Origin of the sequence: Paenibacillus sp. EZ-K15 (assembly GCF_002573715.1) — a bacterium.
Taxonomy (GTDB): domain Bacteria; phylum Bacillota; class Bacilli; order Paenibacillales; family Paenibacillaceae; genus Paenibacillus_AQ.
Genome location: NZ_PDHM01000010.1, coordinates 79,100 through 103,730 on the forward strand (window position 1 = coordinate 79,100; position 24,631 = coordinate 103,730).

23 protein-coding genes and 1 riboswitch are annotated in these 24,631 nt (G+C 47.8%); of the genes, 13 read left to right on the forward strand and 10 right to left on the reverse strand.

All coding sequences use genetic code 11. The annotated features are described in order from the left end of the window. Positions 1-32 precede the first annotated feature (32 nt). Positions 33-1,949 carry a sensor histidine kinase gene (locus tag CRG97_RS07335; protein ID WP_098742451.1) on the forward strand — a complete coding sequence of 639 codons (1,917 nt, stop codon included), beginning with the start codon at positions 33-35 and terminating at the stop codon, positions 1,947-1,949. A 149-nt stretch (positions 1,950-2,098) separates the two neighbouring features. Further along, the gene (locus CRG97_RS07340; RefSeq protein WP_202618883.1) at positions 2,099-3,988 is read left to right on the forward strand and encodes a sensor histidine kinase; all 1,890 of its coding nucleotides are present in this window, start codon (positions 2,099-2,101) and stop codon (positions 3,986-3,988) included. A gap of 92 nt (positions 3,989-4,080) precedes the next feature. Here CRG97_RS07340 and CRG97_RS07345 read toward each other — a convergent pair whose 3' ends face one another. Next, complete coding sequence (locus CRG97_RS07345) at positions 4,081-4,320, reverse strand: NHLP leader peptide family RiPP precursor (protein ID WP_098742453.1); 240 nt, start codon at positions 4,318-4,320, stop codon at positions 4,081-4,083. A 72-nt stretch (positions 4,321-4,392) separates the two neighbouring features. Further along, positions 4,393-5,346, reverse strand: a complete 954-nt coding sequence (locus CRG97_RS07350; RefSeq protein WP_098742454.1) for a hypothetical protein — start codon at positions 5,344-5,346, stop codon at positions 4,393-4,395. Positions 5,347-5,581: 235 nt separating this feature from the next. Here CRG97_RS07350 and CRG97_RS07355 point away from each other — a divergent pair, with 235 nt between their 5' ends. Together CRG97_RS07355 and CRG97_RS33060 are read left to right on the forward strand one after the other, a co-directional pair. After that, positions 5,582-6,244: a general stress protein gene (locus tag CRG97_RS07355; protein WP_098742455.1), complete on the forward strand. Its 663-nt coding sequence runs from the start codon at positions 5,582-5,584 to the stop codon at positions 6,242-6,244. Continuing rightward, positions 6,222-6,599 (forward strand): hypothetical protein, encoded by a 378-nt coding sequence (locus CRG97_RS33060; RefSeq protein ID WP_161952922.1) that lies wholly within the window; start codon positions 6,222-6,224, stop codon positions 6,597-6,599. The genes CRG97_RS07355 and CRG97_RS33060 overlap by 23 nt, the downstream gene beginning before the upstream one ends. Before the next feature lie 238 nt (positions 6,600-6,837). Here the strand turns inward: CRG97_RS33060 and CRG97_RS07365 are convergent, their stop codons facing one another. Continuing rightward, on the reverse strand, positions 6,838-7,947 hold the full coding sequence (locus CRG97_RS07365) for a GNAT family N-acetyltransferase (protein WP_098742456.1): 1,110 nt from the start codon (positions 7,945-7,947) through the stop codon (positions 6,838-6,840). 199 nt (positions 7,948-8,146) lie between these two features. Between CRG97_RS07365 and CRG97_RS07370 the strand changes: the two genes are divergently transcribed. The 3 genes from CRG97_RS07370 (at position 8,147) to CRG97_RS07380 (ending at position 11,373) form a co-directional block, all read left to right on the forward strand. Further along, positions 8,147-9,589 carry a potassium/proton antiporter gene (locus CRG97_RS07370; RefSeq protein ID WP_098742457.1) on the forward strand — a complete coding sequence of 481 codons (1,443 nt, stop codon included), beginning with the start codon at positions 8,147-8,149 and terminating at the stop codon, positions 9,587-9,589. A 206-nt stretch (positions 9,590-9,795) separates the two neighbouring features. Further along, on the forward strand, positions 9,796-10,269 hold the full coding sequence (locus CRG97_RS07375; RefSeq protein ID WP_098742458.1) for a Dps family protein: 474 nt from the start codon (positions 9,796-9,798) through the stop codon (positions 10,267-10,269). A gap of 201 nt (positions 10,270-10,470) precedes the next feature. Next, positions 10,471-11,373, forward strand: a complete 903-nt coding sequence (locus tag CRG97_RS07380; RefSeq protein ID WP_098742459.1) for an EcsC family protein — start codon at positions 10,471-10,473, stop codon at positions 11,371-11,373. Between the two features lie 117 nt (positions 11,374-11,490). Here CRG97_RS07380 and queF read toward each other — a convergent pair whose 3' ends face one another. The 6 genes from queF to CRG97_RS07410 all read right to left on the reverse strand — a co-directional run bounded on the left by queF (position 11,491) and on the right by CRG97_RS07410 (position 15,496). After that, on the reverse strand, positions 11,491-11,988 hold the full coding sequence (gene queF, locus CRG97_RS07385; protein ID WP_098742460.1) for a preQ(1) synthase: 498 nt from the start codon (positions 11,986-11,988) through the stop codon (positions 11,491-11,493). Between the two features lie 70 nt (positions 11,989-12,058). Beyond that, on the reverse strand, positions 12,059-12,850 hold the full coding sequence (gene queE, locus CRG97_RS07390) for a 7-carboxy-7-deazaguanine synthase QueE (protein ID WP_481856187.1): 792 nt from the start codon (positions 12,848-12,850) through the stop codon (positions 12,059-12,061). After that, entirely contained in the window at positions 12,843-13,334 is a 492-nt protein-coding gene (gene queD, locus CRG97_RS07395) for a 6-carboxytetrahydropterin synthase QueD (protein ID WP_098742461.1), read from the reverse strand. Before queD ends, queE begins: the two co-directional genes overlap by 8 nt. Next, positions 13,331-14,008 (reverse strand): 7-cyano-7-deazaguanine synthase QueC, encoded by a 678-nt coding sequence (gene queC, locus CRG97_RS07400; RefSeq protein ID WP_098742462.1) that lies wholly within the window; start codon positions 14,006-14,008, stop codon positions 13,331-13,333. Before queC ends, queD begins: the two co-directional genes overlap by 4 nt. 128 nt (positions 14,009-14,136) lie before the next feature. Beyond that, a riboswitch (PreQ1 riboswitch) is annotated at positions 14,137-14,179 on the reverse strand. A gap of 105 nt (positions 14,180-14,284) precedes the next feature. Beyond that, a complete protein-coding gene (locus CRG97_RS07405; RefSeq protein WP_076323032.1) occupies positions 14,285-14,989 on the reverse strand; it encodes an AIM24 family protein in 705 nt (234 codons plus the stop codon). Positions 14,990-15,043: 54 nt separating this feature from the next. Continuing rightward, complete coding sequence (locus CRG97_RS07410; protein ID WP_098742463.1) at positions 15,044-15,496, reverse strand: hypothetical protein; 453 nt, start codon at positions 15,494-15,496, stop codon at positions 15,044-15,046. A 220-nt stretch (positions 15,497-15,716) separates the two neighbouring features. On the opposite strand from CRG97_RS07410, the gene CRG97_RS33205 reads away from it, so the two are divergent. The 6 genes from CRG97_RS33205 (at position 15,717) to CRG97_RS07435 (ending at position 23,427) form a co-directional block, all read left to right on the forward strand. Continuing rightward, positions 15,717-15,875, forward strand: coding sequence for a hypothetical protein (locus tag CRG97_RS33205; RefSeq protein ID WP_202618884.1), 159 nt, complete (start codon positions 15,717-15,719; stop codon positions 15,873-15,875). Between the two features lie 188 nt (positions 15,876-16,063). Beyond that, positions 16,064-16,798, forward strand: coding sequence for a hypothetical protein (locus tag CRG97_RS07415; protein ID WP_098742464.1), 735 nt, complete (start codon positions 16,064-16,066; stop codon positions 16,796-16,798). A 293-nt stretch (positions 16,799-17,091) separates the two neighbouring features. Then, positions 17,092-17,715 carry a hypothetical protein gene (locus tag CRG97_RS07420; protein ID WP_237566329.1) on the forward strand — a complete coding sequence of 208 codons (624 nt, stop codon included), beginning with the start codon at positions 17,092-17,094 and terminating at the stop codon, positions 17,713-17,715. 114 nt (positions 17,716-17,829) lie between these two features. Beyond that, on the forward strand, positions 17,830-18,228 hold the full coding sequence (locus tag CRG97_RS07425; RefSeq protein ID WP_076323038.1) for a helix-turn-helix transcriptional regulator: 399 nt from the start codon (positions 17,830-17,832) through the stop codon (positions 18,226-18,228). Between the two features lie 325 nt (positions 18,229-18,553). Beyond that, positions 18,554-19,753: an S-layer homology domain-containing protein gene (locus tag CRG97_RS07430; RefSeq protein WP_098742466.1), complete on the forward strand. Its 1,200-nt coding sequence runs from the start codon at positions 18,554-18,556 to the stop codon at positions 19,751-19,753. Between the two features lie 11 nt (positions 19,754-19,764). Further along, positions 19,765-23,427 (forward strand): DUF5704 domain-containing protein, encoded by a 3,663-nt coding sequence (locus tag CRG97_RS07435; RefSeq protein ID WP_237566330.1) that lies wholly within the window; start codon positions 19,765-19,767, stop codon positions 23,425-23,427. A 54-nt stretch (positions 23,428-23,481) separates the two neighbouring features. Here the strand turns inward: CRG97_RS07435 and CRG97_RS07440 are convergent, their stop codons facing one another. After that, a complete protein-coding gene (locus CRG97_RS07440; protein WP_098742467.1) occupies positions 23,482-24,585 on the reverse strand; it encodes a YheC/YheD family endospore coat-associated protein in 1,104 nt (367 codons plus the stop codon). Between the last annotated feature and the right edge of the window lie 46 nt (positions 24,586-24,631).

The window sequence follows — 24,631 nt, forward strand, 5'->3', positions numbered from 1 at the left end:
ATTGACTATAGACGGTTAGAGGTGCTGACTAGATGAAGGATATGCCCAAATACATATTCCTGCTTCTGCTGGTAGTGCCGCTGCTGCTGCTTATATCGATCATATCACCGGGAAAATCGGACGCAAAGAATGCTCAAACCGTGATACCCGATTGGCAGTTTATGTGGGATGACGAACAACAGGATGTTGTTTCGCCGGTCAACCTGCAGGGAAGAAGTTGGTTGGCGGGAATACCAGACAAGAAGGGACCCCCAAAGTCAGATGGGGTGTATTCAGCATGGAATCGTTTTACTTTGCCCGCTCTCCCTTGGAAGCATTCGGCCATCATGATTGACCGCATTAAGGGACAGGATGTTTTGGCTTTTTTGGATGATGAACAGGTGTATGAAGCCAAGCGAGACTATATGTATACGAGTCATTCTCTTCTGCTTCCGATCCATCCGGATGATGCTGGCAAGACCGTTTATATATGGACAAACGGCGTCAGGGATATGACGTTAGGCATCGATGGCGATATTATACTTGGCGAATATGAGCATCTGCGCGGAAGCTTTATTAAGAATGACCTGGAAGATTTTATATTGGGCAGCTCGTTTCTATTTATAGCGGTGGTCATGTTTTTCTGTTGCTTGTTCCTTCCGAAGCATACGGTATCCAGCTGGCTGTCGCTTAGCGTGATTATTCTGGCAAGCGGGGCTATGCTTATTACGTATTCGCCGTTCCTATACACCTTCTATGGAGACCTGGGTGACGTGTGGGTCGCGGTGTTTGATATTTCACTCTTTGCCGTGCTGCCGGCGCTGTATTACTATTTTGAGAAAATATATGGTCCCGGGCCCTATCGAGTCATTCGCTACTGCCGAAGATTTCAAATAGCCTACTCCATAATGTGCCTGATATTTCTAGTTGCCCAGGTGGTCAGCGATCATTCATTTCACGAGATTTACTATCTTGTTTCGGTGAAGATCCTGGGCATTCTGATTATCCTGCAGATGCTGCTGCTTGTCGGTACCACGATTCTGTACGCTTCCAAGCGGAATAAGGACGCTTATATCTTTTCTGTTGGTTTCGGGATGGTGGCGTTAGCAGCGCTCGGAGATTTGCTGGCCTTTTATTACCATGACGGGCAATATCATTTCTTTCTATGGAAATGGGGTATCATCGGACTGATTGTCTCTCTGATCGTCATGCTGGGGCGTAAATTCGTCCGCAGCCATGAGCAAGTGCTGCAGTATTCCAGGAAGCTGGAGATGTTTAATAATGAACTTCAGCGATCGGAGAAAATGGAGATTATCAGCGAGCTGGCCGCCTCGGTTGCACACGAGGTTCGCAATCCGCTGCAAGTGACGCGCGGCTTCATGCAGCTTCTGGCACAGAACTCCAAGCAGGCGGAGAAGGAGTATTTTGGACTGGCGCTGAAGGAGCTGGACCGGGCTTCGGGGATCATCACGGATTTCCTCACGTTTGCTAAGCCTGAATTGGAGAATGAGGTCAAGCTGAATGTGTATGAAGAGCTGAAGCATGTAAAAGGCATCCTCCTGCCGCTGGCCAATCTTAGCGGGGGCACGATCGAGCTGGATGTCGCGAAGGAATTATACATGACCGGTAATTCTTCCAAACTCAAACAAGCGATGATTAATATCGTCAAGAACAGTATAGAGGCACTGGATGGAGAAGGGGTTATTCGCATATGGGCCTATGCCAAGAACGAAGATGTGGTCATTCACATCAAAGATGACGGCATCGGAATGGATGCTGCGGATCTTGAGAGACTGGGTGAGGCGTACTTCTCCAATAAGTCCAAAGGGACGGGGCTCGGCTTGATGGTCACCTTTCGAATCATCGAAGCGATGCATGGCACCATTCAATTTGTTAGTGAAAAAGGAAACGGAACCGAGGCTATTATCCGGTTTCCGGCCGTACCTGCTTTGCAGGAGGGGGAAGTATAAATTTAAGAGGGATGCCGTAACGGTATCTCTCTTTGTTATATCTTTAATAGAAAATTTTATCATTTTTCCGAATATTAGAAGGTGGAAGGTTTTGTTGCATCGAATAACACAGTAAGAGTTTCACTCATTATAATGTTTGAGGTGCGTCAATGAGGTCTGGATGGAGAATCGCTGTGTTCCTGATCATCGTTTTTACTTTAAGCCAGGGGTTTCCCAGGCTTGTCTTTGCCACCGAAGAAACGGCAGCTCGTGCAGCGATTAAGGAGTGGAGAATCCTCTGGTCGGAATCCCGAGGGATACCGGAGAGCGTGCCTGTCCACATCAATGACTGGATGGAAACTTCGGCTGGTGATTCGAAGCCTTTTAAGCCGCATACCAAGGCATCCGCGTGGATTTATATGAGGATTCCCGAGATCGCCTCCACATCCCCTGGCATTTTGATTGATAAGCTCCACGGGCAGAAGGTTGCGGTTTATGCGGACCATGAGAAGATTTACGAATCTACCCGAACGTACAATTATGAGCTTAATTACATTTTGCTTCCTCTGCATCAGGATATGCTCGGCAAGGATCTTCACATCTGGCTGGAGACCGCTAGGGATCATGTGACGATTGAAGGGAAAATCCTCGTCGGCGATTATCAAGACATGTTTAATCGGTTTGTTAAGTCGAATTTGATGGACATCATTCTCGGGAGCGCCTTCATATTTATCGCATTGGTGATGTTGATCTGCGCTATTTTTCTGAACAGAAAATATTTGATCGCTGTATTATCCTTATCTTTAATTATTTTATCTGTAGGCATCCTGGTATTTACATACTCCCCGTTTCTTTATACGATTTTTAATCAATATGGCAATATGTACACTCACTTATATGACATCTCATTATTTATCTTACTTCCTTCGTTCAGTCTCTTTTTTGAAAAAATCTTCGGGCCCGGCTGGAAGGGTTCGCTGCGTAAACTCCGCAAGTTCCAGATCGTCTACTCGCTGTTTTGCGGGCTGTTTCTGATTGCTAATCAATGGGGTTCGAATCAATGGTTCGACCTGTATTATTTCTTCTCCGTTCAGGTCATGGGTGTTGTGATGATCGTTCAATTTGTATTGCTGGTCGGAAGCTCCATGTATTATGCCGTTAAGGGAAATAAGGACGCTGTTATTTTTAATGCAGGCTTTGCGGTATTCGCTGTTGTTGGCTTAAGTGAGCTGTTGCAATTTTTCCTCACTCGGGGCAGCTATAATCTCTTCCTCTGGAAATGGGGGATTGTCAGCTTTATTATTGCCCTGATTGTCATTCTCGGACGGCATTTTGCCAAAAACCACGAACGGATCCTTCAATACTCCAAGGAGCTTGAGATGTTCAACAATGAACTGCAGCGTTCGGAGAAAATGGAGATTATCAGTGAGCTAGCAGCATCGGTTGCGCACGAGGTTCGTAACCCGCTGCAAGTAACGCGGGGTTTCCTGCAGCTTCTCACCGGAAAAGCACAAGCCACTGAACGCGAATATTTAGATTTGGCTCTGGTGGAGCTGGACCGTGCTTCCGGCATTATTACGGATTTCTTAACCTTTGCCAAACCGGAATTCGGCAAAGACACCGTGCTTCGAGTTTCGGAGGAGTTTAAGCATATTGAAGGCATTCTTGGCCCGCTTGCCCACCTCCAAGGAGGCAAGATCACCGTAGATATTCCGGAGGATATTACGATTCGGGGGAATTCCTCGAAATTCAAGCAGGCTTTCATCAACATTGTTAAGAATAGCATCGAGGCGCTGGGCGAAGAGGGATTGGTCCATATCCGCTGCTATCGCCAGCAAGATCAGGTATATATTCATGTTGTGGATAATGGCGAAGGGATGGGGCCGGATGTGTTAGCACGGCTAGGAGAGCCCTATTTCTCCAACAAAACGAAGGGGACGGGGCTTGGCCTGATGGTGACTTTCCGTATTATCGAGGCGATGGATGGAGACATTTATTTTACGAGTAAAAAAGGAGTGGGGACGGATGCCGTCATTACGCTTCCCGCAGCTGGCGAATAATTCGCTAAGCTGCGGCAGCGATGACGATTATCGTCCCCACTCTTTGTACCGATTACTTCTATTTATGAAATGTCCACGCTGTTATGTAGTCTTTACCAGATGGCTCTTTCTTTGGCTTCTGACTTGATCACGCCTGATGGATTCGGAGGAATGACCAGATACAGCTCGTTAGGGTTCTCTTCAAGCGTTCGAATCTCGATGTGGTCGGGAATCCGTACCCCAAGAACTTCCTTGATGGCGGATTTCGGATCGCTGAGCAATTTTGCCTTAAAGCTAGGATCCTCCCAAGCTTTCTGAATCAATTGTGTTTGAAAGATGGCTTCTGTCGTCATAAGAATCACCCTTTCAAATAAATTGGTTATTTTTTACTCTTAAAGAATACCATGGAACAAATATAAAATCTATTATTTTTTGCTTAGAATAGACAAATAATAGTTTAACCCGCCATAAGAAAGCGTTTCTTTGCTGTTTTCGATATGATTCGCTTCGGTTTGAAGCTCGTCCACCATCGTTTGATGAAAGGAGATGAGATGGGGGGCATCTATATCTATCGATAAGAGATGATTGTGGGTTGCTGAGGCAATGTCTGCATAGGGCTTCATCATGTTGTTGATATAGATGGCTTCTTGAACTTCGGGCAGCGTCAGATTTGCGCCATGTGGTCGTCCCGATTCCGATTTAATGAGAGACAGCAGGCAGTTGTAGCTGCCATCCGCAAGATCCTGCTTCCAATCGGTCCAATCGTCCATCATCTGCAAGGTCAGCAGAACCTGGTTCATCACATCATTCGTTCGTGGAATGAGGCTTGCTTGATCAGATAACAGCAGTGCGGCAGTGCTTCCCAGCTTTACGGGAGCCGCTTTTTTTGCAACCATGGCCCTGTTGTGCTTAAAGTAATCGTCCCGGGTTTCGTGGAGGACGCCTTCAGACCATTCATGCGTGTAGTTTTTGAAATAAGACCAGAAGTCGGAATTCGCTGGAAAGTAGGGCTGATAGGATGTGAGAAATTCGTAATACAGCAGGTTGGCAAGTGCGAGATGGTGTTTCGGATCTATGGGAGACTGACTGTCATAGGGCGAGTCCATGATGTCATCTTGAATGAAGTAGTATAACATGCCGATAATGTTGGCTGCCGAGAGGTGACGGTATACATCGGCGGGGAGTGCGGTCAGTTCTTTCATCCAGAAGGGAAGCAGATAACAAATGTAATTTTTGGAACTGTCCTGCTCGAATACGTCAAACTTTCTCAAGTATGAAAGACCAATTTCATTCAAGGGAGCGGGGAGCTCGGATAGCCTTGCTTCGCAGACTGAGAATGCGGCCGCAAGATCGTCCTCGAAAGGCTTGAACCAGTTCATGGAATCACCAACCTATTCTATTTATAAGGAACAAGTGCTTACTTGCTATGTTAACATGAATCATCATAAAGTTAAATATTACCAGCTGCATTGAATGGGGTATTATGGGATTTTTGATGCTGTGGCGGGTTCTTTTGCAGGCGGTACATTGGTTTTCTTGTTTGATTATGGCGACGGACGTTTAAGTTAGGGATGTACAGCGATAAACCGAAAATGACCACGAGGAGGAATTCATATGACTCAGAAAATTGTAGGAGCTTTTCGGACGGAGCAGGAAGCAACCCGGGCCATTGAGGAACTAAAGCAGCAAGGTTTCAGAGCCGATGAAATCTCGGTTATTGCCAAGGATCGCGGTGAATCTTCTCATATTCAGGACGAGACCGGCACCAAGGCACCTGAGGGCTTGGCATCCGGAGCGGCCACAGGCGGTGTGTTAGGCGGTGTAACCGGATTGCTGGCCGGTTTAGGTGCATTGGCCATTCCGGGCATTGGTCCGATCATCGCGGCTGGTCCGATCGCGGCAACACTTACGGGAGCAGCCGTAGGCGCTGGGGCGGGCGGATTGGTTGGTGGTTTGATCGGCCTCGGAATTCCGGAAGAGCAAGCAGAGGAATATGGGGGCTATGTGGATGAAGGCCATATTCTGGTCATGGTGGATGCAGATGAAACGAATGGTGGCCGGGTATATGATATATTCCGCAGCAATAGCGCCATTAATGAACATCATTACCGTGAAGAAGGCACTTATAGCGGTACTGGTGCGCCGATAGACTCACGCTCTGAAGCAGCGGCTGCTACCGAGGATGCAGTTCCAGACCCTAACCTGTATCAAGGTTATGGTGATGGTAATGGCGGTGCCATAAGTCCGGATCGGGATGAGATTTCGAAGAGACGATAAGGGTCATTTTAATAAAATATGGATCATCAATAACAAACCGCCCGGGATGAATCCGGACGGTTTGTTTGCGCGAAGACAGCGAGTGTTTAGCGTTTACTGCGTTGTCCTTGCGCTCCCCTCGGCCCGTAACCAGGACCGCCAGGTCCGTGCCCATGTCCGGGACCGCCAGGACCACCAGGTCCGCCGGGATGCCATGGACCGTGTCCATGCCCATGTCCGGGGAATCCATGGCCACCGGGATATCCCGGGTAAAACGGAGGGAACGGATAGAACGGGTAGTAAGGTGGAGGATAGTAAGGATAAGGATAGAACGGGTATCCGGGATAGAGACCCGGAATACCAAGGCCTCTTTTAGGATGTTGTCTCAAGCCATGCACCTCTTTCCATCTGATAGGTTATCTCATCCTATGTAGAAGCGGAGAAGAAGGGCACATATCCCGCCAAAAATAGGCGGACGGCCATCGTCGGTTATGAATATCAGCGCTGTGCAGCCTGGTAGAACGATTCAGATATACAACCTAGCAAATAAAAAGGTGCAAATGACCTCCCTGCTAAGGGGAAGGATCAAATGCACCTTCAGTGTCAACCTACAGTCAAATATACTGAAGACCTGCTGTGTACGGGAGAGGAATAGGATCAAAGGTTACGCTGCCGTTTGCCCGATAAGAGGATTCCGGATCAAACAGGAGCGAGAGCAACCCCTCATCATCCAGCTCCAATACTTCATTGTTCAGGGTTATACGGTAAGGACCATGTTCGCCATCTGCCTGAATCAGCCCCTCAGGCAGCACAGCAGCCAACTGGCGAAGCAGTTCCGGGCCGCTAACCAAATAAACGGTCCCCTCATTCTGAATATATTCAGGCGTGACGCCGGTAGATTGGATTAATGCTGCCAGCTCTTTATCCTGCCAAGGCAGCGGAACCGTTAACTCTGAAAGGTTGAAGGACGAGATCGCCTCGGCTATGACCAGTGCCGCCGCTTCAGGGCTTCCCCCCCATTCTACAAGGGTAGACTCTCTCGAAGGAGTCATCACGGCTCCGGGTACGGCGATGATGGCAAATGCGGTCAGCACGCCGTCTTCTTCGGCGACAAGCACCTGCTGCTCAAGGCGGATCACGTTGGAGTAGGCGCTTGCATCTAGCAGCTTGTTAAGCTCCGAAGCCGTGGTAACATAACCGGCTTCCCGCTGCTCCATCAGTTTTTGAAGGTGGAATAGATCCTGCGGCTGCATCGCCCGAATGCGCACTTGTTTTCCCGTCACCGCCCGTAAGGGTTCAATGGCTCCCTGGTCAAGACGGAACCGGAATGCACGGCCGAACAAACGGCTGCCTGCCCGTGTATACAGGGATCTGCCGCCGGAAATGAGGATTAAGGATGCCCCGGAAACTTCCCCATGACGGATACACTGTTCCAGGAGACTGCCTGCCAGTCGCTGACCCCGGTAATCCGGATCCGTACAGACGGAGCCGATGGAATAGACATTTAACCTTGCACCGCGAGTTTGAATGGTAAATGGTACGAATCCCATGAATGAGACGAGTTTGTCTTGATCCCAGGCGCCGTAGGAATGGCTGATTCCCGGCGAGAATATCGGAGGAAAGGATACCCCCATAGAAGGCTGTTCCGGCTGCTTCAGAAAAATACGGTCGGACAGCTCAACTGCTTGAAATAGTTGATCACTTTTCATAATAGAAATGTTCACTCGATTGACGCCTCCCCTATGTATGTCGCTTGTTACCAGTATAAAGTCATTGGGTATGGAATTTCCAGTAAACGTTTGCAACTTTTTTGTCTGTCCGGCTGCCTCGTTAACATGTGCCCCATGAGGCACTTCGTTTGTGCGAGGAAGGGATGGTTTTCGGGTAATATAATATACGAATCTGACACCGGAGGGATGGAGCTTGCCAAGTTTTGTTGATTCCATGATTTTATTATGCGGCGCTTTGCTTCTGACAGGCGTACTCACCACCAAGTTTTCTTCTCGCTTCGGCATGCCCGCCCTGGTGCTGTTTATTGCCATCGGGATGATTCTCAGCCGCTTCATTTATTATGATAATGCGGAGCTCACCCAACTGGTCGGGATATTTGCACTGATTGTTATATTGTTTCAAGGCGGGATGCAGACCGATTTCAAAGAAATCAAGCCGGTTTTGGGGACGGCGATTTCGCTTGCCACGATAGGTGTCTTGCTGACAACGGTTGTTGTCGGAATATGCGCCGCATTCATTCTGGATATTTCGTTACAAGAGGGGCTGTTAATTGGTGCGATTGTTGGTTCGACGGACGCGGCGGCCGTCTTCTCGGTTCTCGGCGCAACGAATCTGAAGAAACGGATTCGAATGACGCTGGAGGCTGAATCTGGAAGCAATGATCCGATGGCGGTGTTTCTAACCGTGTCCTTAATCGAATGGATCGAACAGCCGAAACTACATTTGATCGGTCTTATTTTTTCCTTTGTGAAGGAGATGGGATTGGGCCTGGTTGTCGGTGTTCTTATTGGAATGCTGGCTGTATATGTGATCAATCGCATCAATTTCGATTCCTCGGGTTTATATCCCGTGACGGCATTGGGATTCGCCGTACTAACTTATGCCGCTGCCGCATGGCTTGGTGCCAGCGGTTTGCTGGCCGTATACGTTATGGCTTTGCTGCTCGGCAACACCGAGCTGACGTACCGCAAGACAATTCAAGCATTTAACCAAGGTTTTGCATGGATGATGCAGATCGTCATGTTTGTGCTGCTCGGGCTTCTTGTTTTCCCGAACGAGCTGTCGGAGGTCGTATGGCAAGGACTATTATTGTCATTGATTCTCATATTAATTGCCAGGCCGATCGGCGTGTTCAGCAGCCTGTTGTTCACCAAATTTGCCATGCGGGAGAAAATATTAATTTCATGGGCGGGCCTTCGCGGGGCCGTTCCGATCGTCCTGGCTACATATCCCGTTCTGGCGGGCATCAGGCATGGAGAATTGTTTTTTAATGTCGTGTTCTTTGTTGTGTTGACCTCAGCGGTGATCCAAGGCACCACGATCTCTCCGCTTACGCAAAAGCTTTCGCTGGTGGAGAAGGATAAAGCCAAAGCACCGACTTTATTAGAGTTAATGGCTCTTGGACAAGCGGATTCCGAGATCAACCACGTTCTGGTGGATGGAGATTTGCCCATTGTCGGCAAGGAGATTCAGCAGCTGAATCTGCCAGATGATATCCTCTTTACGGCTATTATTCGGGAGAAGCGTATCATTACGCCTAAGGGGAGTACGGTCATTGAGGCAGGGGATACTTTATATGTGATGAATCCAAAGCAAAAGCGGAAGGAAATGAAAACGATCCTGGGCTTGTCTTAGGGTTCTTCACGGCCGGAGAGATATGATGCCTGTCATTGCAGTTGATCTTAAAAATAAATTAGGATAGGTATAAATAGGAGGTAATTTCTTCATCCTATCTTCATCTGATAAGTTTCGATTACCTTTGCAAAAGAGACAAGAATCTGTTATGATAAATACAAGGATTTAGAATAAGTCTAAATACAATAACAAAGGAGACGGTATAGATGAGTAACTCAACCCAACAAGCACAAGGAACAACAACCGATGAACTTTTACAAATTTTGAACACGCAGGTAGCCAACTGGAGTTTGCTTGGTGTGAAGCTCCACCACTATCACTGGTATGTAAAAGGTCATCAGTTCTACGTGCTGCACGGGAAATTCGAGGAACTGTACAACACAGCGGCAAGTTATGTGGATGAAATGGCAGAGCGGATGCTGGCTATTGGCGGTAAACCGGCAGCGAGCATGGCACAATATTTGAAGCTGGCCACGCTGCAGGAGGTTTCCAATGAGAACACGGCTGAACAGATGGTTGGACAGCTGGTTGCGGATTTCGAGCAGCTTGCTAGCGAACTGAAGGCGGGAATCGAAGCTGCTGATCAAGAAGGGGACGACGCTACATCCGATCTGTTGACCGGCATGGTCAGCAATGTACAGAAGCATACTTGGATGCTGAATGCCTTCTTGGGTAAATAAATTTCATATCTGTATGCTTGCCGTCTCATGACGGGTTGCGAAATTAAAAGAGAGAGATCGACCTGATAGGGGTTGATCTCTTTTTTGGTTAACCTTACGAGTGATGTTATAAGATTAAATTTGAAATTTATTGCGTCTTTCTTCCATGCCCTGCGTATACAGTTTATAGTTATTTTTAATTGCAGATAGGAGTAATGAGGGATGACCGAGATGGAATCGCGACAACAGCTGGAGTCGCAGCTTCAAGAGATTTTGATATGGGAAAAAGAGCAGAAGGACGTCATGTTCTGGGAGAAGCTCGGAAGAATTCCTTTTATGCTGCTGGATCGCCTCACGCCCAAGGCTGTACAAGAGAAAATCGGAAGTGCCTTGAATGAGGTAGGCGGATTTATTCAGAGCGGCGGGAAACATCTGGTTCGCGAGAAGTCGGTTATGAAGGTTCTGGCGCAAACAGCGGGATTGGACGGTCTGAATGCGGTTTCCGGCACTACCGTCAAGTCCGCTCTGGAGGAATACATGGAAGACGAGAACGGAGAGGAGGAGGCGGTTTCCGGGCTTACTTTGGCATCTGCCGCGAAGCTACCGCTCCAAGTCATGGATACCGCAGCGGGTACGCTAACGGTAAAACGCGTCAAATTCGCCGCAGCGCAAGGAGCAGCAACGGGAATCGGGGGCATATTTACGATTGCGGCCGATCTGCCGATGGTGCTCGGTCAATCGCTTAAGGTGCTGCAGGAGATGGCCCTTTGTTACGGGTATGATCCGAACGATCCCCGGGAGCGGGTATTTATCGTGAAGTGCTTGCAGTTTGCATCTGCCGATATCGTGGGAAAAAAAGCGGTGCTTGAGGAGCTCGCCAGTTTTGATGATGAACAAATGACGGAGCAGGTATTCTCACAGCTGCAGGGCTGGCGTGAAGTCGTTCAGTCGTATACCGATAACTTCGGGATGAAGAAGCTGTTTCAGCTGATTCCGATTGCCGGGATTGTATTCGGTTCAATCAGCAATAAAGGGACGATCAGCGATGTGGCCGAAGCGGGGAAAATGCTGTACAAGAAGCGGCGTCTAAATTACCGACTTAGGAATACGGAATACCCTATGTAATCGTTTATTCCTCCTGTTGAAATGAAAAAAAAGGGTTGCCCACCATAGACGGGCAACCCTTTTTATAATCATTACGGAAAATGGAACTGACGTATTCAGAAAAAAGGCTTCAGCTTCCTATCGGTTGTCCACCTTTTCCGGATACAGGTCATGGTTCATCAGACGGTTCGCGGCGATCTCCTCGTATTTGGTTCCCGGACGACCGTAATTGCAATACGGATCGATGGAAATGCCGCCCCGCGGGGTAAATTTGCCCCATACTTCGATATATCTTGGATCCATCAGTTCGATGAGGTCATTCATGATGATATTGACGCAGTCCTCATGAAAATCCCCGTGGTTGCGGAAGCTGAACAGGTACAGCTTCAAGGATTTGCTCTCCACCATCTTAATGTCCGGAATGTAGCTGATGTAAATGGTCGCAAAGTCCGGCTGGCCAGTGATCGGGCACAAGCTTGTAAATTCGGGACAGTTGAATTTGACGAAGTAATCCCGGTAGGGATGCTTGTTGTCAAAGCTCTCCAGAATGCCGGGATCATATTCAAACGTGTATTTCGTGCCTTGGTTGCCAAGCAGGGTAACGTCTTCCATTTCTTCTTTTTGTCTTCCAGCCATATAGTGTAGCTCCTTTATAAATATATTAATAAATGCTCAATCAGGTGTAGCGCATTTTTTAGGACAACCGTCACACTCCGCGTTTATTGCCCCAGACCAGCGTGTGCAATTGCGGCAAGACACGCACATCGTTCAACCGATCGGATTGCATGACGGCATCGACAAGCAACTCGTACCGATCCAGCAAATGGGAGACCAGCGAAGTGGTATCACCCGTACCTACATCGGGATTACCGGTCTGCAAGTAAAACGGCACATTCGGGTATCGTTCATGGACCGTTTCCGCATAGCTCAAGTCCTTATCGTCAAACACGACAACCTTGAGGCTGAAGGATCTGCCGGGCGCCCGAGCGGACAGCCGGGAGACGATATCATCGAGCTTGCCCCAGTCCGTATCCATACCTGAGCTTGGCGGCTTGGGGGAGATGGTGACTTCATCGATATCATTCAGCCAATCCTGCCAGCGTGAACCTTGGGTCTCCACGGCAACGGTAATTCCGTGCCGGTGCAGCTCATCCACCAGCGTGCCGAGCTGGGAGAGAAGAGCGGGATTGCCGCCGGACAGGGTGACATGATCGAAGCGTTCTCCGCCCAGCCGATACAGCTCTTGCCAAATCTCATCTGCACTCATGAGCGAAATGGTGTCCTTGGCTGACCCGTCCCACGTAAATGCGGAATCGCACCAGGAGCAGCGATAGTCGCAGCCCGCCGTACGAACGAACATCGTCTTGCGGCCAACGACCATGCCTTCACCTTGAACGGTAGGACCGAAAATCTCCATCACGGGAATCGGACGGTCCACCGCGATGACAGGGGAGGAGGCACTTGAATCGTTCTCATGCTTTACATGCACATTATTCATCGATCATCCACTCCCGTCTGACCTCGGCGTAGCTGGTCGGCGTCTCGAACAGGCGAACGAATTCGGTTCGTGTGCCTTGTTGCTCGTGCGACTCTTTGCTGCGGAGGGCTTCCTCCATTTTTTCAAACAGCCAGACCACCATGTTTTCCGCTGTTGTGTTCATTGGCGGCAGGGTCTCGTTTAAGTAACGGTGATCCAGATAAGGTTCGATTTCCGTTTTCCAGCAATCTTTAATGTCGCCAAAATCCACGGTAATGCCGACTTCATTGGGAATACCGCTGATACCAAAGACCACTTTGTACGTGTGGCCGTGGAGGTTCTTGCATTTTCCCTCATAGCAATGCAGATGATGGGCAGCATCAAAGGTAAACTCTTTGGAGACAAGTACCCGTTTCCGGTGGTAACGCAGGCTTCCGGCATCGATGTCTTCGCCAAGCTTCTGCAGTTGCTCTACAATGCGGAAAGCCCCGGGCTCGCGGCTCATACCAGGCCCCCCCCTTCAGACACACGGTTACGGCGCTGCATATAGTTGTCGAGCCCCGCTTTTCTCAGCTTGCATGCAGGACATTCCCCGCAGCCGTCTCCCTTGATGCCGTTGTAGCAGGTTAACGTATGGTCGCGAACGTATTCGAGTGCATTCATCTGGTCGGCGAGCTCCCAGGTTTCCGACTTGTCGAGCCACATGAGCGGCGTGTGAATGACGAACGGGTAATCCATGGCCAGATTCAGCGTAACGTTGAGCGATTTGATGAAGCTGTCCCGGCAATCGGGATAACCGCTGAAATCCGTTTCGCATACGCCCGTGATCAGATGTTTTGCGCCGATGCCCTTGGCCAGTACAGCAGCAAAGCTGAGGAACAGCAGGTTTCGTCCCTCCACAAACGTAGTAGGCAAACCGTCGCCTTCGGCAATTTCGATATCGCTGCGAGTTAACGCATTCGGCGCCAGCTGATTAAGCAGGCTCATATCGAGCACTGTTTGTTTCACGCCTTGCTCCTTGGCGATCTGTGCCGCGCATTCTATTTCAAGCTTATGGCGTTGGCCATAATCGAAGGTTACGGTTTCGACTTCGGCGAAGCGTTCCTTCGCCCAGAACAGGCAGGTGGTGCTGTCTTGACCACCGCTGAAAACAACGACCGCTTTTTCATTTTTAAGCATAAAAAAACCTCTCATCCTTCATAATTTAAGAACAGCCGAAAGGGCTGAACCTGTAGAAGAAAGAGAAGTTCATTGAACTGAATCCGTAAAAAAACAAGCCTTATTCTTAGGGTGTAACACCGAATAAGACACGCTAGTTTTTTATAGAGGGAGTTCACGAACCTCTCCCACACACCGCGATAGGCGTATGGATTGTCTTCTGTTTGTCCTTGTGACCGCAGTGGGTGTTGATCCGGCGTACAGTCTGATTACGCCCTCCATTATAACACGGCCCGATTATTTGATAAACACTCCGCCAAAGGGAATTGCTTCCCGCAGAAAACGCTTGATGATGCCCTCGTCATTTAATTCGTCCACGAGCCGCTGATTCTGGCGTCCTGCTTGAAACAACACATAACCGTCACCGGTCAGCTTCCAGTGATAGTTCATATGCTGGCTGGCGAGATGATTGCCATATACGGTCAGGTCCAGCTTGGCCGCTTCGGGATAGGCGATGATGCTCCCGGCATCTACATACAATGGCTCGGTAGGATGCAGCTTGACTTTACATACGGGACCCTGGGTCAAAATCCCGATACTGCCATTTCCCGAAAACTTCATCTTAATGGCGTCTCGCGTGACCAGCATGTTTTTGATCTTAAGGATTCGTGTCTGCATCGTAACATGTTTAGTATAAAAGAAAACATGCCGAAAATCATAGAGCATGTCCTGTTCGCCTTCCAGCTGAATTTCATGCATATTGAAGCCAGGGGGGAGCGCAGCCGTAAATTGACTAGGCCCCGTAATATCGGCACGAATCAGTTTTTTCTTGCGGTATATGCCTTTTACGTTCATGAGACGGTCGCTGCGTCCGGAGGAGGGACCCCGATAGGCAACGATTTGCTCAGGATGAAGGACGTGGGCTGTGTCCCCTTCAGTCAGGGAGAACGTGACCGCTTGTCCCGCTCCGCTCCCGGCTGCATCTTCCATTCGAATAATCATGGCCGCGCCTCCTTTTGCCTGGTTGAATGGTGGGGATCTGGATCAGAGCTTGTCCTATTTAGATCGGTTCGTTCGGCGCATGCCGAATCGCAGGACACGAATGATCACAAAGTATCCGGCAGCCAATGCCACGGCGGTGATCGCCACGGTCTTTAAACGTTCCGCCCCGCGATTTCGTGCGGCTTCAGCCTCCTGAAGCTGGCTTACCATTTGGGTTAATTGCTGGTTCTGCTCCGCGAGATTGGAGTTCTGTTCCGCCAGGGTTAGATTTTGCTGCTGCAGCCGTTCGGAAGCGCTCATGGCTTTATCAAGTTCCTGCAGGGCTTGGTTGTAGTTGTTCTTGAGCTGGTTTATTTCATCCGGTAGTCCGGAGAACTGCTGGATATCATCATACATATTGTTAAAGTAATTGGCGCTGGCGGTCCGTCCACCGACCGGCAGCGCGATCCCCGCCACCAGCAAGATGAGAGAAAGTTGAATTAGCTTGGATTTTGTCGGCTTATGCAAGAGGGATCACCACCATTCGATTATTTATAGTAAATACGAATTAGATTCCGACAGGTTTCTATTAATATATATTACCCACATTTGCGGTGGAAGTGAATCTATTAGCAGGCCAAGTTGTTTAACTTGCTCATGTAAAGGGTAATGAATGTAAGTAAGCGACTATCAAGCCATCCCCTACGAATTATCATAAATGAACAGTAGATAAAAGGAGATTTTGATCATGATGAAAGATAACAACGTGAAGAAAATTATGATTACAGTGAATGGAAAACCCGTGGGTAACGGATTATTAATTGATAAAGTAACGTACGCTCCCATTCAAGGTACACCAAGACATATGGGGAATACTAAGCCCGTTTCGGCAGCAGAAATAGGTTAATAGACCTTTATATGAAAACACAGCCTCTAAAATCCGGAGAACGCCTCCGGTTTTTTTGCGTTAAAAAACAAAGAATTCGTCTGAATATGACGGTTTATGGAAGATTTCATTACAAATTTCCTTTATACTAGGTTGTAACATGAACCAATATACATAAACCATAATATGTGAGAAGGGGTTTTGAAGAAATGGCATTTTGTACACATTGCGGCAAGAAATTAACGGAAGGCGTCGCACATCAATGCGTTGACGACATCGCAGCGAATTCTATGAAATACACGGCGTCAGCGGCGGAGCCGGGACAAGAGCGTACAGCGTCCTCATCATCTGGAGCTTCAGATGCCAAGACTGCCTCAACCATTCAAGTCGATGGCCAGGTTCTGAAGAACTTATTGAAAAATCCGATGAGTGCTTTGAACATGCGGGGAGATCAGACTGGTTTAATCTACGGTCTCATCGGGATGGCTTCCAGTATCATCGGCTTTTGGTTGTTCGGCCTTGGATTTAAGCAGCTTATCTATTCCGGCTTGGGCATGATGTCGGCCGTGTTAAGTAATTTCGGCATGGGGAACCGGGCGCTTTTAATGGGGTTGTTCTCAACCGTTATTTTATTGGGTTCCTTCTGGTTTACGGGCAATATGGTTACGAAGCAGAAGCTTGACATAAAGGAATTCATTGCGAAGATCGGCTCTTTTCAGCTGCCATTCGGAGCGGCGCTTATCGTAAGCGGATTGATCAGTTTCATGTCGTTAAAGCTGGCATCCCTCATCCTTGTATTTGCTTTAATGACGGGATTGGCAGCGAACTGCGCAGCCGTTATCGAATTGTACCGCATTGGATCAAGCCAATTGATTAAATTTATTGGGATTGCTTTAGGCATTTATGTTTTAATCCTTGCTATTGTACAGACCGTTTTATTGTAGGAATAAGTCAGTTTCGAGGTAGTAAAAGGCTTCCTTTTCCGACATCTGACAAAAATCTGCATATCTAAAAGACCGCAGCTGCTAGGGCTGTGGTCTTTTTTTGTCGAATTCGTAATAGGAACATATGTTCCGTGACAGTAAGATGTCCATCTGTATTGGTACATTATTAGAAGAAGAGGAAAGAGGTGGATGTATTGCAGTCTGGCTTGTTTTCGGATTTTACATGGAGCCACAGCCATGTATTCGCTGGGGGCACTAGTCAGGTCTTTCTGCTGATCGAGTGGAGGGCTGGTGTGTTAAAGCAAAAAACGCAGTTCCATGGCTTTAATCAGTGCATGGCTGAAGATGTCCAGCTACACCTTCAATTAGGGGAACGCGTTCAAGTGGAGCGTATGTATGGATGCCATGGTGAGATATTGAATGATCGTAACATTTCGTTGTCTTTAGGCTCTTTGTCGGAAGGGAGATCCAAACAGTTGGTTCTTGAGCTAAGTGTCGGAGCTAGGCAATCGGGGGTGTATCCCATTATTACCGCTCTATGGACATATATGGATGTACAGAAGCGGAAGGTGGTTTTGCAGCCGTCCCGAACGATTCCGCTTCAATTCAGCAATCATACGGCATTGAAATACCGAAGGGCAGATTATCGTGTGGAGAAGGTGCTGAAATTATACCAGAATGCTTCCATTCTGGAGCAGGCTAGAGGAGAGCTGGAACGGGGAAAGCTGGCTCGAGGGGAAGGAATGATTCGTAGACAGGCAGATGAGATGCTTTTATACGCAATCCGATTTCGAGATGCGGATTATTTGAAGGAGGCAGAGACCCTTTATCAACTAATTGGTTTGTATCTGGATACATATCGGCAATTTTCTTCTGAAAATGCGAATAGGAAGAGGGACTTTAGACTTAAAAATTAACTAGGAATGAAGAATCTGTATATAAAAAAGGAAAAATGATTTCAGGGTCGAATGTACTATTTAGCAGTCAAGAAAAATATGTCTAATTTACTAGAAAGATAGGGAGAATGCCATATGACAGACCGACTGATCCGACTAATGAGAATCATTACCCTTGTACAAGCAAGACCAGGTATACTGGCTCGCGAGCTAGCCGAACGTTGTGGAACCAGCGAAAGAACCATTTATCGGGATATGGATGCCCTCAGCGCCATGCATATTCCCATCACTCACCAAGGCCGAGGCCGAGGCTACACATTTATCGGGCATTTTGCAATGTACCCGCTTGGTTTAACGGAAGAGGAGGTACAGGCGTTATTTAAACTGTTGACCATATTGGAACAAATTAAGCCGATGCTGCCCGATGAATTTGAAAGCGCTTATGAGAAGGTATTGGCTGCTGTATATAAGCAAAGCGCGGAAAAAGCTGAAATTCAGGCCGGGGACCGGGATGAATCCTCCACCGGTTTATAACGGTTCCACTACATGTAACAATTAAACCTCGAACGAAAGGACACATTTTCATGTGACTATCGTCGAGGTTTTTATCAGTTTATGAGGAATTAACCATTCTCATGTGGAGATGCGAATGTAGTAGTGAATTAGAATCAGGATAGGAATATTATACCAAAATAGATGATTATATGATAATATAACTATAATTTCTCTCATCCATCCAAAAATGTAATTGATGTGCAATTATGAGAGACGGCGGTAGATGTCCCTAAGCAAGGGCGTAGGAAGGAGATATGGAGCAATGGCATAGGTTTTATTCCACAACTTGTATAGGAGGATATTCATGAAGAAGATCTCGATCAGTGTATTAACGGTATTGTCTCTGTTTGTCGGAAGCTTCTATCTGAACACGGTGGAGGCAGCGCAAGAGAGCAACGCAGACAAAATGGCGGAGTCTCGTGAGACGAAGACGAGCCATTTTACGGATATTCAAGGCCACTGGGCCCAGGCAGCTATTCAAGATGCAATACAACGAGGTTATGCCGATGGTTATCCAGATAAAAGATTCCTGCCTAACAAACAGGTAACCCGAGCGGAATTTATTAAAATGGCGGTTTCAGCTATGGATATTGAGGTGGCTTCCTTAAGTTCAGGTTCCTGGTATGCTCCTTACGTGGCTGCCGCAGAATCGGCAGGAATCTATAAGGCCGGCGATTTCGGAAACAGTAACTTGACGGAACGAATGACGCGTGAAGAGATGGCTAAGCTAGTGGTAAAAGCGCTGGGATATAAGGATGTGGAGGACAAGCAGTGGATGTATCTTGCCTCTAAGGACGGCATCATATCGGGGACCGCGCCTGGCGTAATATCGCCTACGGGCACTACGACAAGGGCTCAGGCCATTGCGGTTATAGAGCGTTTGCTTCAGGTAAAGAGCGGCAAGACGCTCCCCATTGATAACTATGCTGTAGCTGCGGCTGAAGTGTATTGGCATAAGACGAATATTTTCTCGGTGGCACCGGAGATTTTTAATGGGCCGGATAACAAAAATAATACTGGGATTAAATCTTGGAAAGTCTCGAATTTGAAGTTCGAGGGAAAAGACGGTACCACTATACAAGTTGAAGATCTTCTAGCAATTGATTGGAATGACCCAAGAGATCCAAATAGGAAATTACTTCCGACAAAAAATAAACTTTCATATAGAACAAATAGTGGGGGGTGGGCAAAATTTTCCGATGATCTCAAATGTTACGTTATCATTGTTAATGCTCGTATAGTAATTAACAAAAATCCAAAAGGATATCCTATAACGGATCGTGTAAATCTTCACATTCATGGTTACAATGGTGTGCCGACTGGAAATAGTCTCATAGTGCCTTCAGTTATTGAATCAAGTGATTCGAGCAAAAAGATATACGGGCTAGTAATTCCAAAAGAGAAATTTAGTACAGATGGATCTATCAGAGTTTCCATAGAGTCTATTTCAGCAGGGGCACCGATCATAAGTCAAGTCCTTTCCAGATCAATATTGATTAGGTAGGAGGACTTTTGATGTCACGAACTCTTTCGTTATTGATGTCATTTATTTTGTTTATTAATATTATTCTTTTTTATCCAAATATAATTGATGCAGCAGGGGATATAACAGAGGATATCACTTACGAAATGGTGAAAGATCCTGATGATTATGAGTATGGCGGTTATTTGTTTTCGGATAAAAAGCAGTTAACCACGAAGCCGATCTCTGTCAAAGTCCCGGACGGAAAAATAATAAAAAAATTAGAGTGGATCGATAAGAGCACAGGTGCAACCATTCGTTCATTTGCAGGTTTTACACCAGGCGAGAATAAATGGGATGATGAAACTGATACTTTAAGTGGTACTAAAACAAAGGTCCGATCGGAAGAAAATACGAATTATGGTGGGGTCTATTATTGGGATCGCTGGTCCATTTTTGATGCAGGTAATTGGTACGGGAAACATTGGAGAGCCTCTGGAGGTACTGTAAGTAAGAGAGACAGTAGAGGTTGTGATGACTCAGCTGCAACTGAAAGTGTTCAGGGCAATGCACTTCCGAAATATCCAAACTGCACAGATGATGCGCTTGAGGCAAAGATCCCTCGAACTAAAGCGTTTTATGTTATTGACGCTAACTCCCCCTTCTATAATCTATGGATTAAAGATGGTGGGATTTCAAAAGAAGAAGTTGAGGCCACGAACGTTAGGGTTGATAGGAACTCATTAATTGTTAGCGGTGGTGTTCCTACGGATACAGGGTATGCTGATGCAAGTACTTTGCCAAGGTCAGGGGCACTTGCAAATGTTACGGATTTAAATCTAATAACCATCAATTTTAGTCAAACATTTAATAATGATAAATATAATCATTATTGGGCAAATCCTGGTGCCAAACAGGTATTTTATTTCAATAAGTTTTATGCGGATTTTACAACTTACACTTACGTCTACAAAGACAAACTCCTTCGAGCCACCTTTGCAGATGGAACATCAGGCTTAGAAATCACAGGCGCGACGTGCGTGCCACCGTCGGGTACTATTCAGCTCACAGCGAAATTAACGAAGGTGGACGGAAGTACATACAATCTGCAAAGACACGACAAGTTGACATGGCGAAGCTCGGATAGCAGTGTCATGACTATCAATGCTTCAGGTGTAGTGACAGCCGTAGCAACGACGGGGCAAGCGACGATTACGGCTCATTTTAAAGATACGGCCCAGGCACTGGATGAAACCGACGATACCTCGATTCAGGTTGGGACAGGCTCGTCTTGCGGGAACACAGGTGGAGGAGATCCGGGTGGCTTACCCAACACATGCGGAATCCAAATCGGTGCGGCGAGAAAGGGAACCGTTACATCGCATACGGTTATGGACCCCGTGGCAACGGGCGTAATTAAGGCGGACAATCGAGACTCTGAAAAGTTTGATGTTCTGGACGGGATACCGACTTCGGAATCCCTGTACGTCAATGTGTTTGGACTCAATTATCTGTACAAGAACCAATGGGCGAACATGTTGGGGGACATCACCTACACCGTCCCCGTCAAGAAGACGTACATTCTCACCTGGACGATACCGGGTGAACCAAGCTCGGGTCCGGATGATCCCGGTACGCCAGATGAACCCATGGAAGAAGAGGTTCAGGTAGAAGAACAAGTTACGATAACCAGGCCGTATTCCTACTGGCAAATCGATAACCTGGAGGTTTATAAGTTAGCCAAAACAACCGTTAGCAATTATGCATTACCTAGTGGTGCAGTGAGCCTTACTCCAACCGGTTACACCCCTCCTGTCCTTACATCCGATCATAGCGCGAACGTTGACGATCATGTGGAGCCTGCGTCATGCGAAGAAGTGGATTTAGGGACAGAAACCGTTTCAGGCGGTTCGAGCAGGCCAGCAGTACCGACAACGGATTTTACATCCGTAGCGGAGTCGGCTGTAGGTCAAAACCAAGTGAAAAACGATAGAGTCCTGTTTAACGGATCTACCGTAATGAGTGACAGTTGGGCGCAAGGGACGGCACCAACACCAGGGATCATTCCTCCGGCTGCGACGATTCAAAGAGACGTCCTATACGGCAGAAACTATCTCATTAGCAATACGTTATTGAATAAAGCGAATACGACGAGCACAGGGACGATTGATTATGATCTCATACCCGGCAACATTAATGGCGGGTCTAATCAATCATTTCCGGTCAATGCCATTAACACCGTCACTGTCCATACGCCGGTAGTCAATTATTCCTCGGTGACGGATGATCAGGCCCACAATCAGAAGACGACCCCGAACCCGAACCGGTCTGCGTTCATCTTGGATCGACCGTTTACGGTACGTATTCCTACCTCGGGTCAGCATCGGAATATCCAGGGATACGGAGATCGAGACTATGCGAAATATGTAAGATCGAAGCAGGTCTATTTTCCGTTCGATGTCTACAGCAGCGACAGAAGCACCTTTTATCCCAAAGACACCTGGATCACAATCCCGACGGCTCAGCTGGACACGGAGTTTTTCCTGCCGGTATGGGTGGATGAGGGCGATTATCAGGTATACTTCCGTACGATTGCGGAGAACGCTCCTTCCGACTTTACGACACAGCCCAGCGCGAACCTGGATTTGGCTCACCATGTGGCTACGGATATTGAACCGGTTGAAGTGATCGGGCGCGTATTTGATTTCCATATCACGGATATTGCCGATTATAACTGGGAGACGGTCTTCCGCAAACAAAAAGGAAATGCGGCATTAACCGGCGCATCCTATTGGACAGGACTTCGCGATATTGACGGCGGTGCACGCGGGAACTCGCTGCCGTACACACTTCCCATCGCACCGGGCAAGCATCCGGCAAAGGGATATAAGAATGCGGCCGTAAAGACAGGCTACCATTTCAAATTCGATTTGAAGACGAAGGGCAATATGTTTGGTGCACAAGACGGCATTTCAATTACACCGAGTTTTTACTTCGTGAATCAAGACGGCAGCGGACGGCAGCCCGTTGATCTGTATTACCACAGCGGAAATCGAAAGTTCATTCGGATCGGTTCCCCGCAAGACACGGAGAAGCGTTATGTCATTCTGAATGAAAGGCTGCGCAATGTTCCGCAAGACGAGCTGCAGGATACCGCTTCGTATGGGTACAACCATGGCGGAGCCCCGGCGGGAATGTCCGCGGCAGCCTATATGAAGCAGTACTTGGAGAAGATCAGCAAGAGTAAGACGTGGGTAGGGAGGCTCGACTGGATGCTGCTACCATTCGAAATACGCACACTGATCGGCCCGAAGTCAGGATTGCCTGCCTCCGTTGACACGGAGCGGGCCAACGCGGCTGTTCAGCGCTGGTATGGTGAATACAGTCTTCCTGCCGAGGTGTACGTGGTGAAAAAAGGGACCGACCTGGCCGCATATGGACGGACGAACCGACTGGACGAGAAATCCCCGATTTTTCTGAAAAAAGGGTATATCGTGGTCAATTTCAATATCGAGACGATCCGGGAGGGCAATACAGCCAAACCTCATCTGCAGTACATTCATGGCCCACTCATGAATCAATGGCAGCTTGAAGGGTACAGTCGCACGTATAAAGATCCGTATGGTAAGCGGTTTTCTCTGATGGACGGGGATGTCATATTCTATCATGCCGATCAGTCCAGTAAAGGGGATTTTAAGTCCCAGGTACCTCATTAAAATCGTAAAAAACCAGCCTCTCCCTGATTTCAGGAAGAGGCTGGTTTTTGTCATTCAATAATGCGGCCAGACACCGTTATCATAGAGATAACGGGCAAAGGCCATTGGATTGTGGTATGAGCATTTCCATGCATCTGCCATACCAGCCTCCAAAAAACCATAACGTTGATCGCAGCCATTGCATTCAATGAAATAGAGCCTTCCATCCTCAGTAATGCCAATATCCATTCCAAAATCAGCTGCAAACGGAATAAACAAGGACAGCGTTTTGGCGATGTGGAGGGAAAACTCAGCGATTCTTTCTATGGTTGGCCCGACAGGCACACCAGGCAAACAGCGGGATAATATGTCCGGTACCCGATAAGCTGAGCCGCCTTGAGCAATGTTGGAGACGAACGTTCGTGGGGCAGATGTTTTTGCAAACATGCCGGCGACCTCCCAGCGCCCGCTTCCCCCGCGCTGAACGGTAACTCTGATATCAAAGGGGCGGTCATCATATTCGGCAAGTGGAATGCGCTGCTGTACAAGGAATGGAGCTTTCCTGATCCGCTGATAGATCAGGGGATGGAGCTTTCCGGGCGGCAAGGTAACCGTTCTCCAACCCTTGGCCGATGGTGATGAGCGGGAGTAAGTGAATTGACTGCGCAGAGAGTTACCTTTCAATCGCATAATACCAACCCCGATGCTTCCATTGCATGGCTTTAGAACGAGATCCCCGTGCTGACTAAGCATGGAGTGAATCGAGGCGGGGGTAGCTTTAACCGTATGAGGCAGGGATGGTGATATCCCCTGGTCCTGCTCCAGCATATGATGTATGACGTTTTTACCGTAGCGTGTACGTCCGTTATAAACAAATATCCCGCGATTGATTAGTTGATCAATCAGCGCCTGCTCCTGTTTTTTATGATAAATAGCTCGCATATGAACAACACGCGGGATGGGAATATGCACTCGTGAATATCCAGCTGGAGCCGGAATATAACCAGTCACCTTTCCAGTCTCTAGTGAAATATGATGAATGGTAAAAAAACAAGGAATCAACCCGTTCACGGCAGCAGCTTCTTCATAATTGGTCAGTGATTCAGTACCGATTTCCCCGCTGGAAATTCTGCGATACGTATTGTTGTTGAGTAGAATGCCGACATATTCCAGATGCATGGCCATCCTCCTTGTTACCACAGATCATGTAGTCTTTGTACCACAT

Bases quoted from the DNA above. Each gene is read 5' to 3' on its own strand.
- queF (WP_098742460.1), bottom strand. From the start codon at position 11,988: ATGGCTGGAAGACAAAAAGAAGAAATGGAAGACGTTACCCTGCTTGGC.
- CRG97_RS07415 (WP_098742464.1), top strand. From the start codon at position 16,064: ATGGCATTTTGTACACATTGCGGCAAGAAATTAACGGAAGGCGTCGCA.
- CRG97_RS07430 (WP_098742466.1), top strand. From the start codon at position 18,554: ATGAAGAAGATCTCGATCAGTGTATTAACGGTATTGTCTCTGTTTGTC.
- CRG97_RS07435 (WP_237566330.1), top strand. From the start codon at position 19,765: ATGTCACGAACTCTTTCGTTATTGATGTCATTTATTTTGTTTATTAAT.
- CRG97_RS07350 (WP_098742454.1), bottom strand. From the start codon at position 5,346: ATGAACTGGTTCAAGCCTTTCGAGGACGATCTTGCGGCCGCATTCTCA.
- CRG97_RS07375 (WP_098742458.1), top strand. From the start codon at position 9,796: ATGAGTAACTCAACCCAACAAGCACAAGGAACAACAACCGATGAACTT.
- CRG97_RS07355 (WP_098742455.1), top strand. From the start codon at position 5,582: ATGACTCAGAAAATTGTAGGAGCTTTTCGGACGGAGCAGGAAGCAACC.
- CRG97_RS33060 (WP_161952922.1), top strand. From the start codon at position 6,222: ATGAGATTTCGAAGAGACGATAAGGGTCATTTTAATAAAATATGGATC.
- CRG97_RS07335 (WP_098742451.1), top strand. From the start codon at position 33: ATGAAGGATATGCCCAAATACATATTCCTGCTTCTGCTGGTAGTGCCG.
- CRG97_RS07345 (WP_098742453.1), bottom strand. From the start codon at position 4,320: ATGACGACAGAAGCCATCTTTCAAACACAATTGATTCAGAAAGCTTGG.
- CRG97_RS07380 (WP_098742459.1), top strand. From the start codon at position 10,471: ATGACCGAGATGGAATCGCGACAACAGCTGGAGTCGCAGCTTCAAGAG.
- queD (WP_098742461.1), bottom strand. From the start codon at position 13,334: ATGAGCCGCGAGCCCGGGGCTTTCCGCATTGTAGAGCAACTGCAGAAG.
- queE (WP_481856187.1), bottom strand. From the start codon at position 12,850: ATGAATAATGTGCATGTAAAGCATGAGAACGATTCAAGTGCCTCCTCC.
- CRG97_RS07405 (WP_076323032.1), bottom strand. From the start codon at position 14,989: ATGATTATTCGAATGGAAGATGCAGCCGGGAGCGGAGCGGGACAAGCG.
- CRG97_RS07425 (WP_076323038.1), top strand. From the start codon at position 17,830: ATGACAGACCGACTGATCCGACTAATGAGAATCATTACCCTTGTACAA.
- CRG97_RS07440 (WP_098742467.1), bottom strand. From the start codon at position 24,585: ATGCATCTGGAATATGTCGGCATTCTACTCAACAACAATACGTATCGC.
- CRG97_RS33205 (WP_202618884.1), top strand. From the start codon at position 15,717: ATGATGAAAGATAACAACGTGAAGAAAATTATGATTACAGTGAATGGA.
- CRG97_RS07340 (WP_202618883.1), top strand. From the start codon at position 2,099: ATGAGGTCTGGATGGAGAATCGCTGTGTTCCTGATCATCGTTTTTACT.
- queC (WP_098742462.1), bottom strand. From the start codon at position 14,008: ATGCTTAAAAATGAAAAAGCGGTCGTTGTTTTCAGCGGTGGTCAAGAC.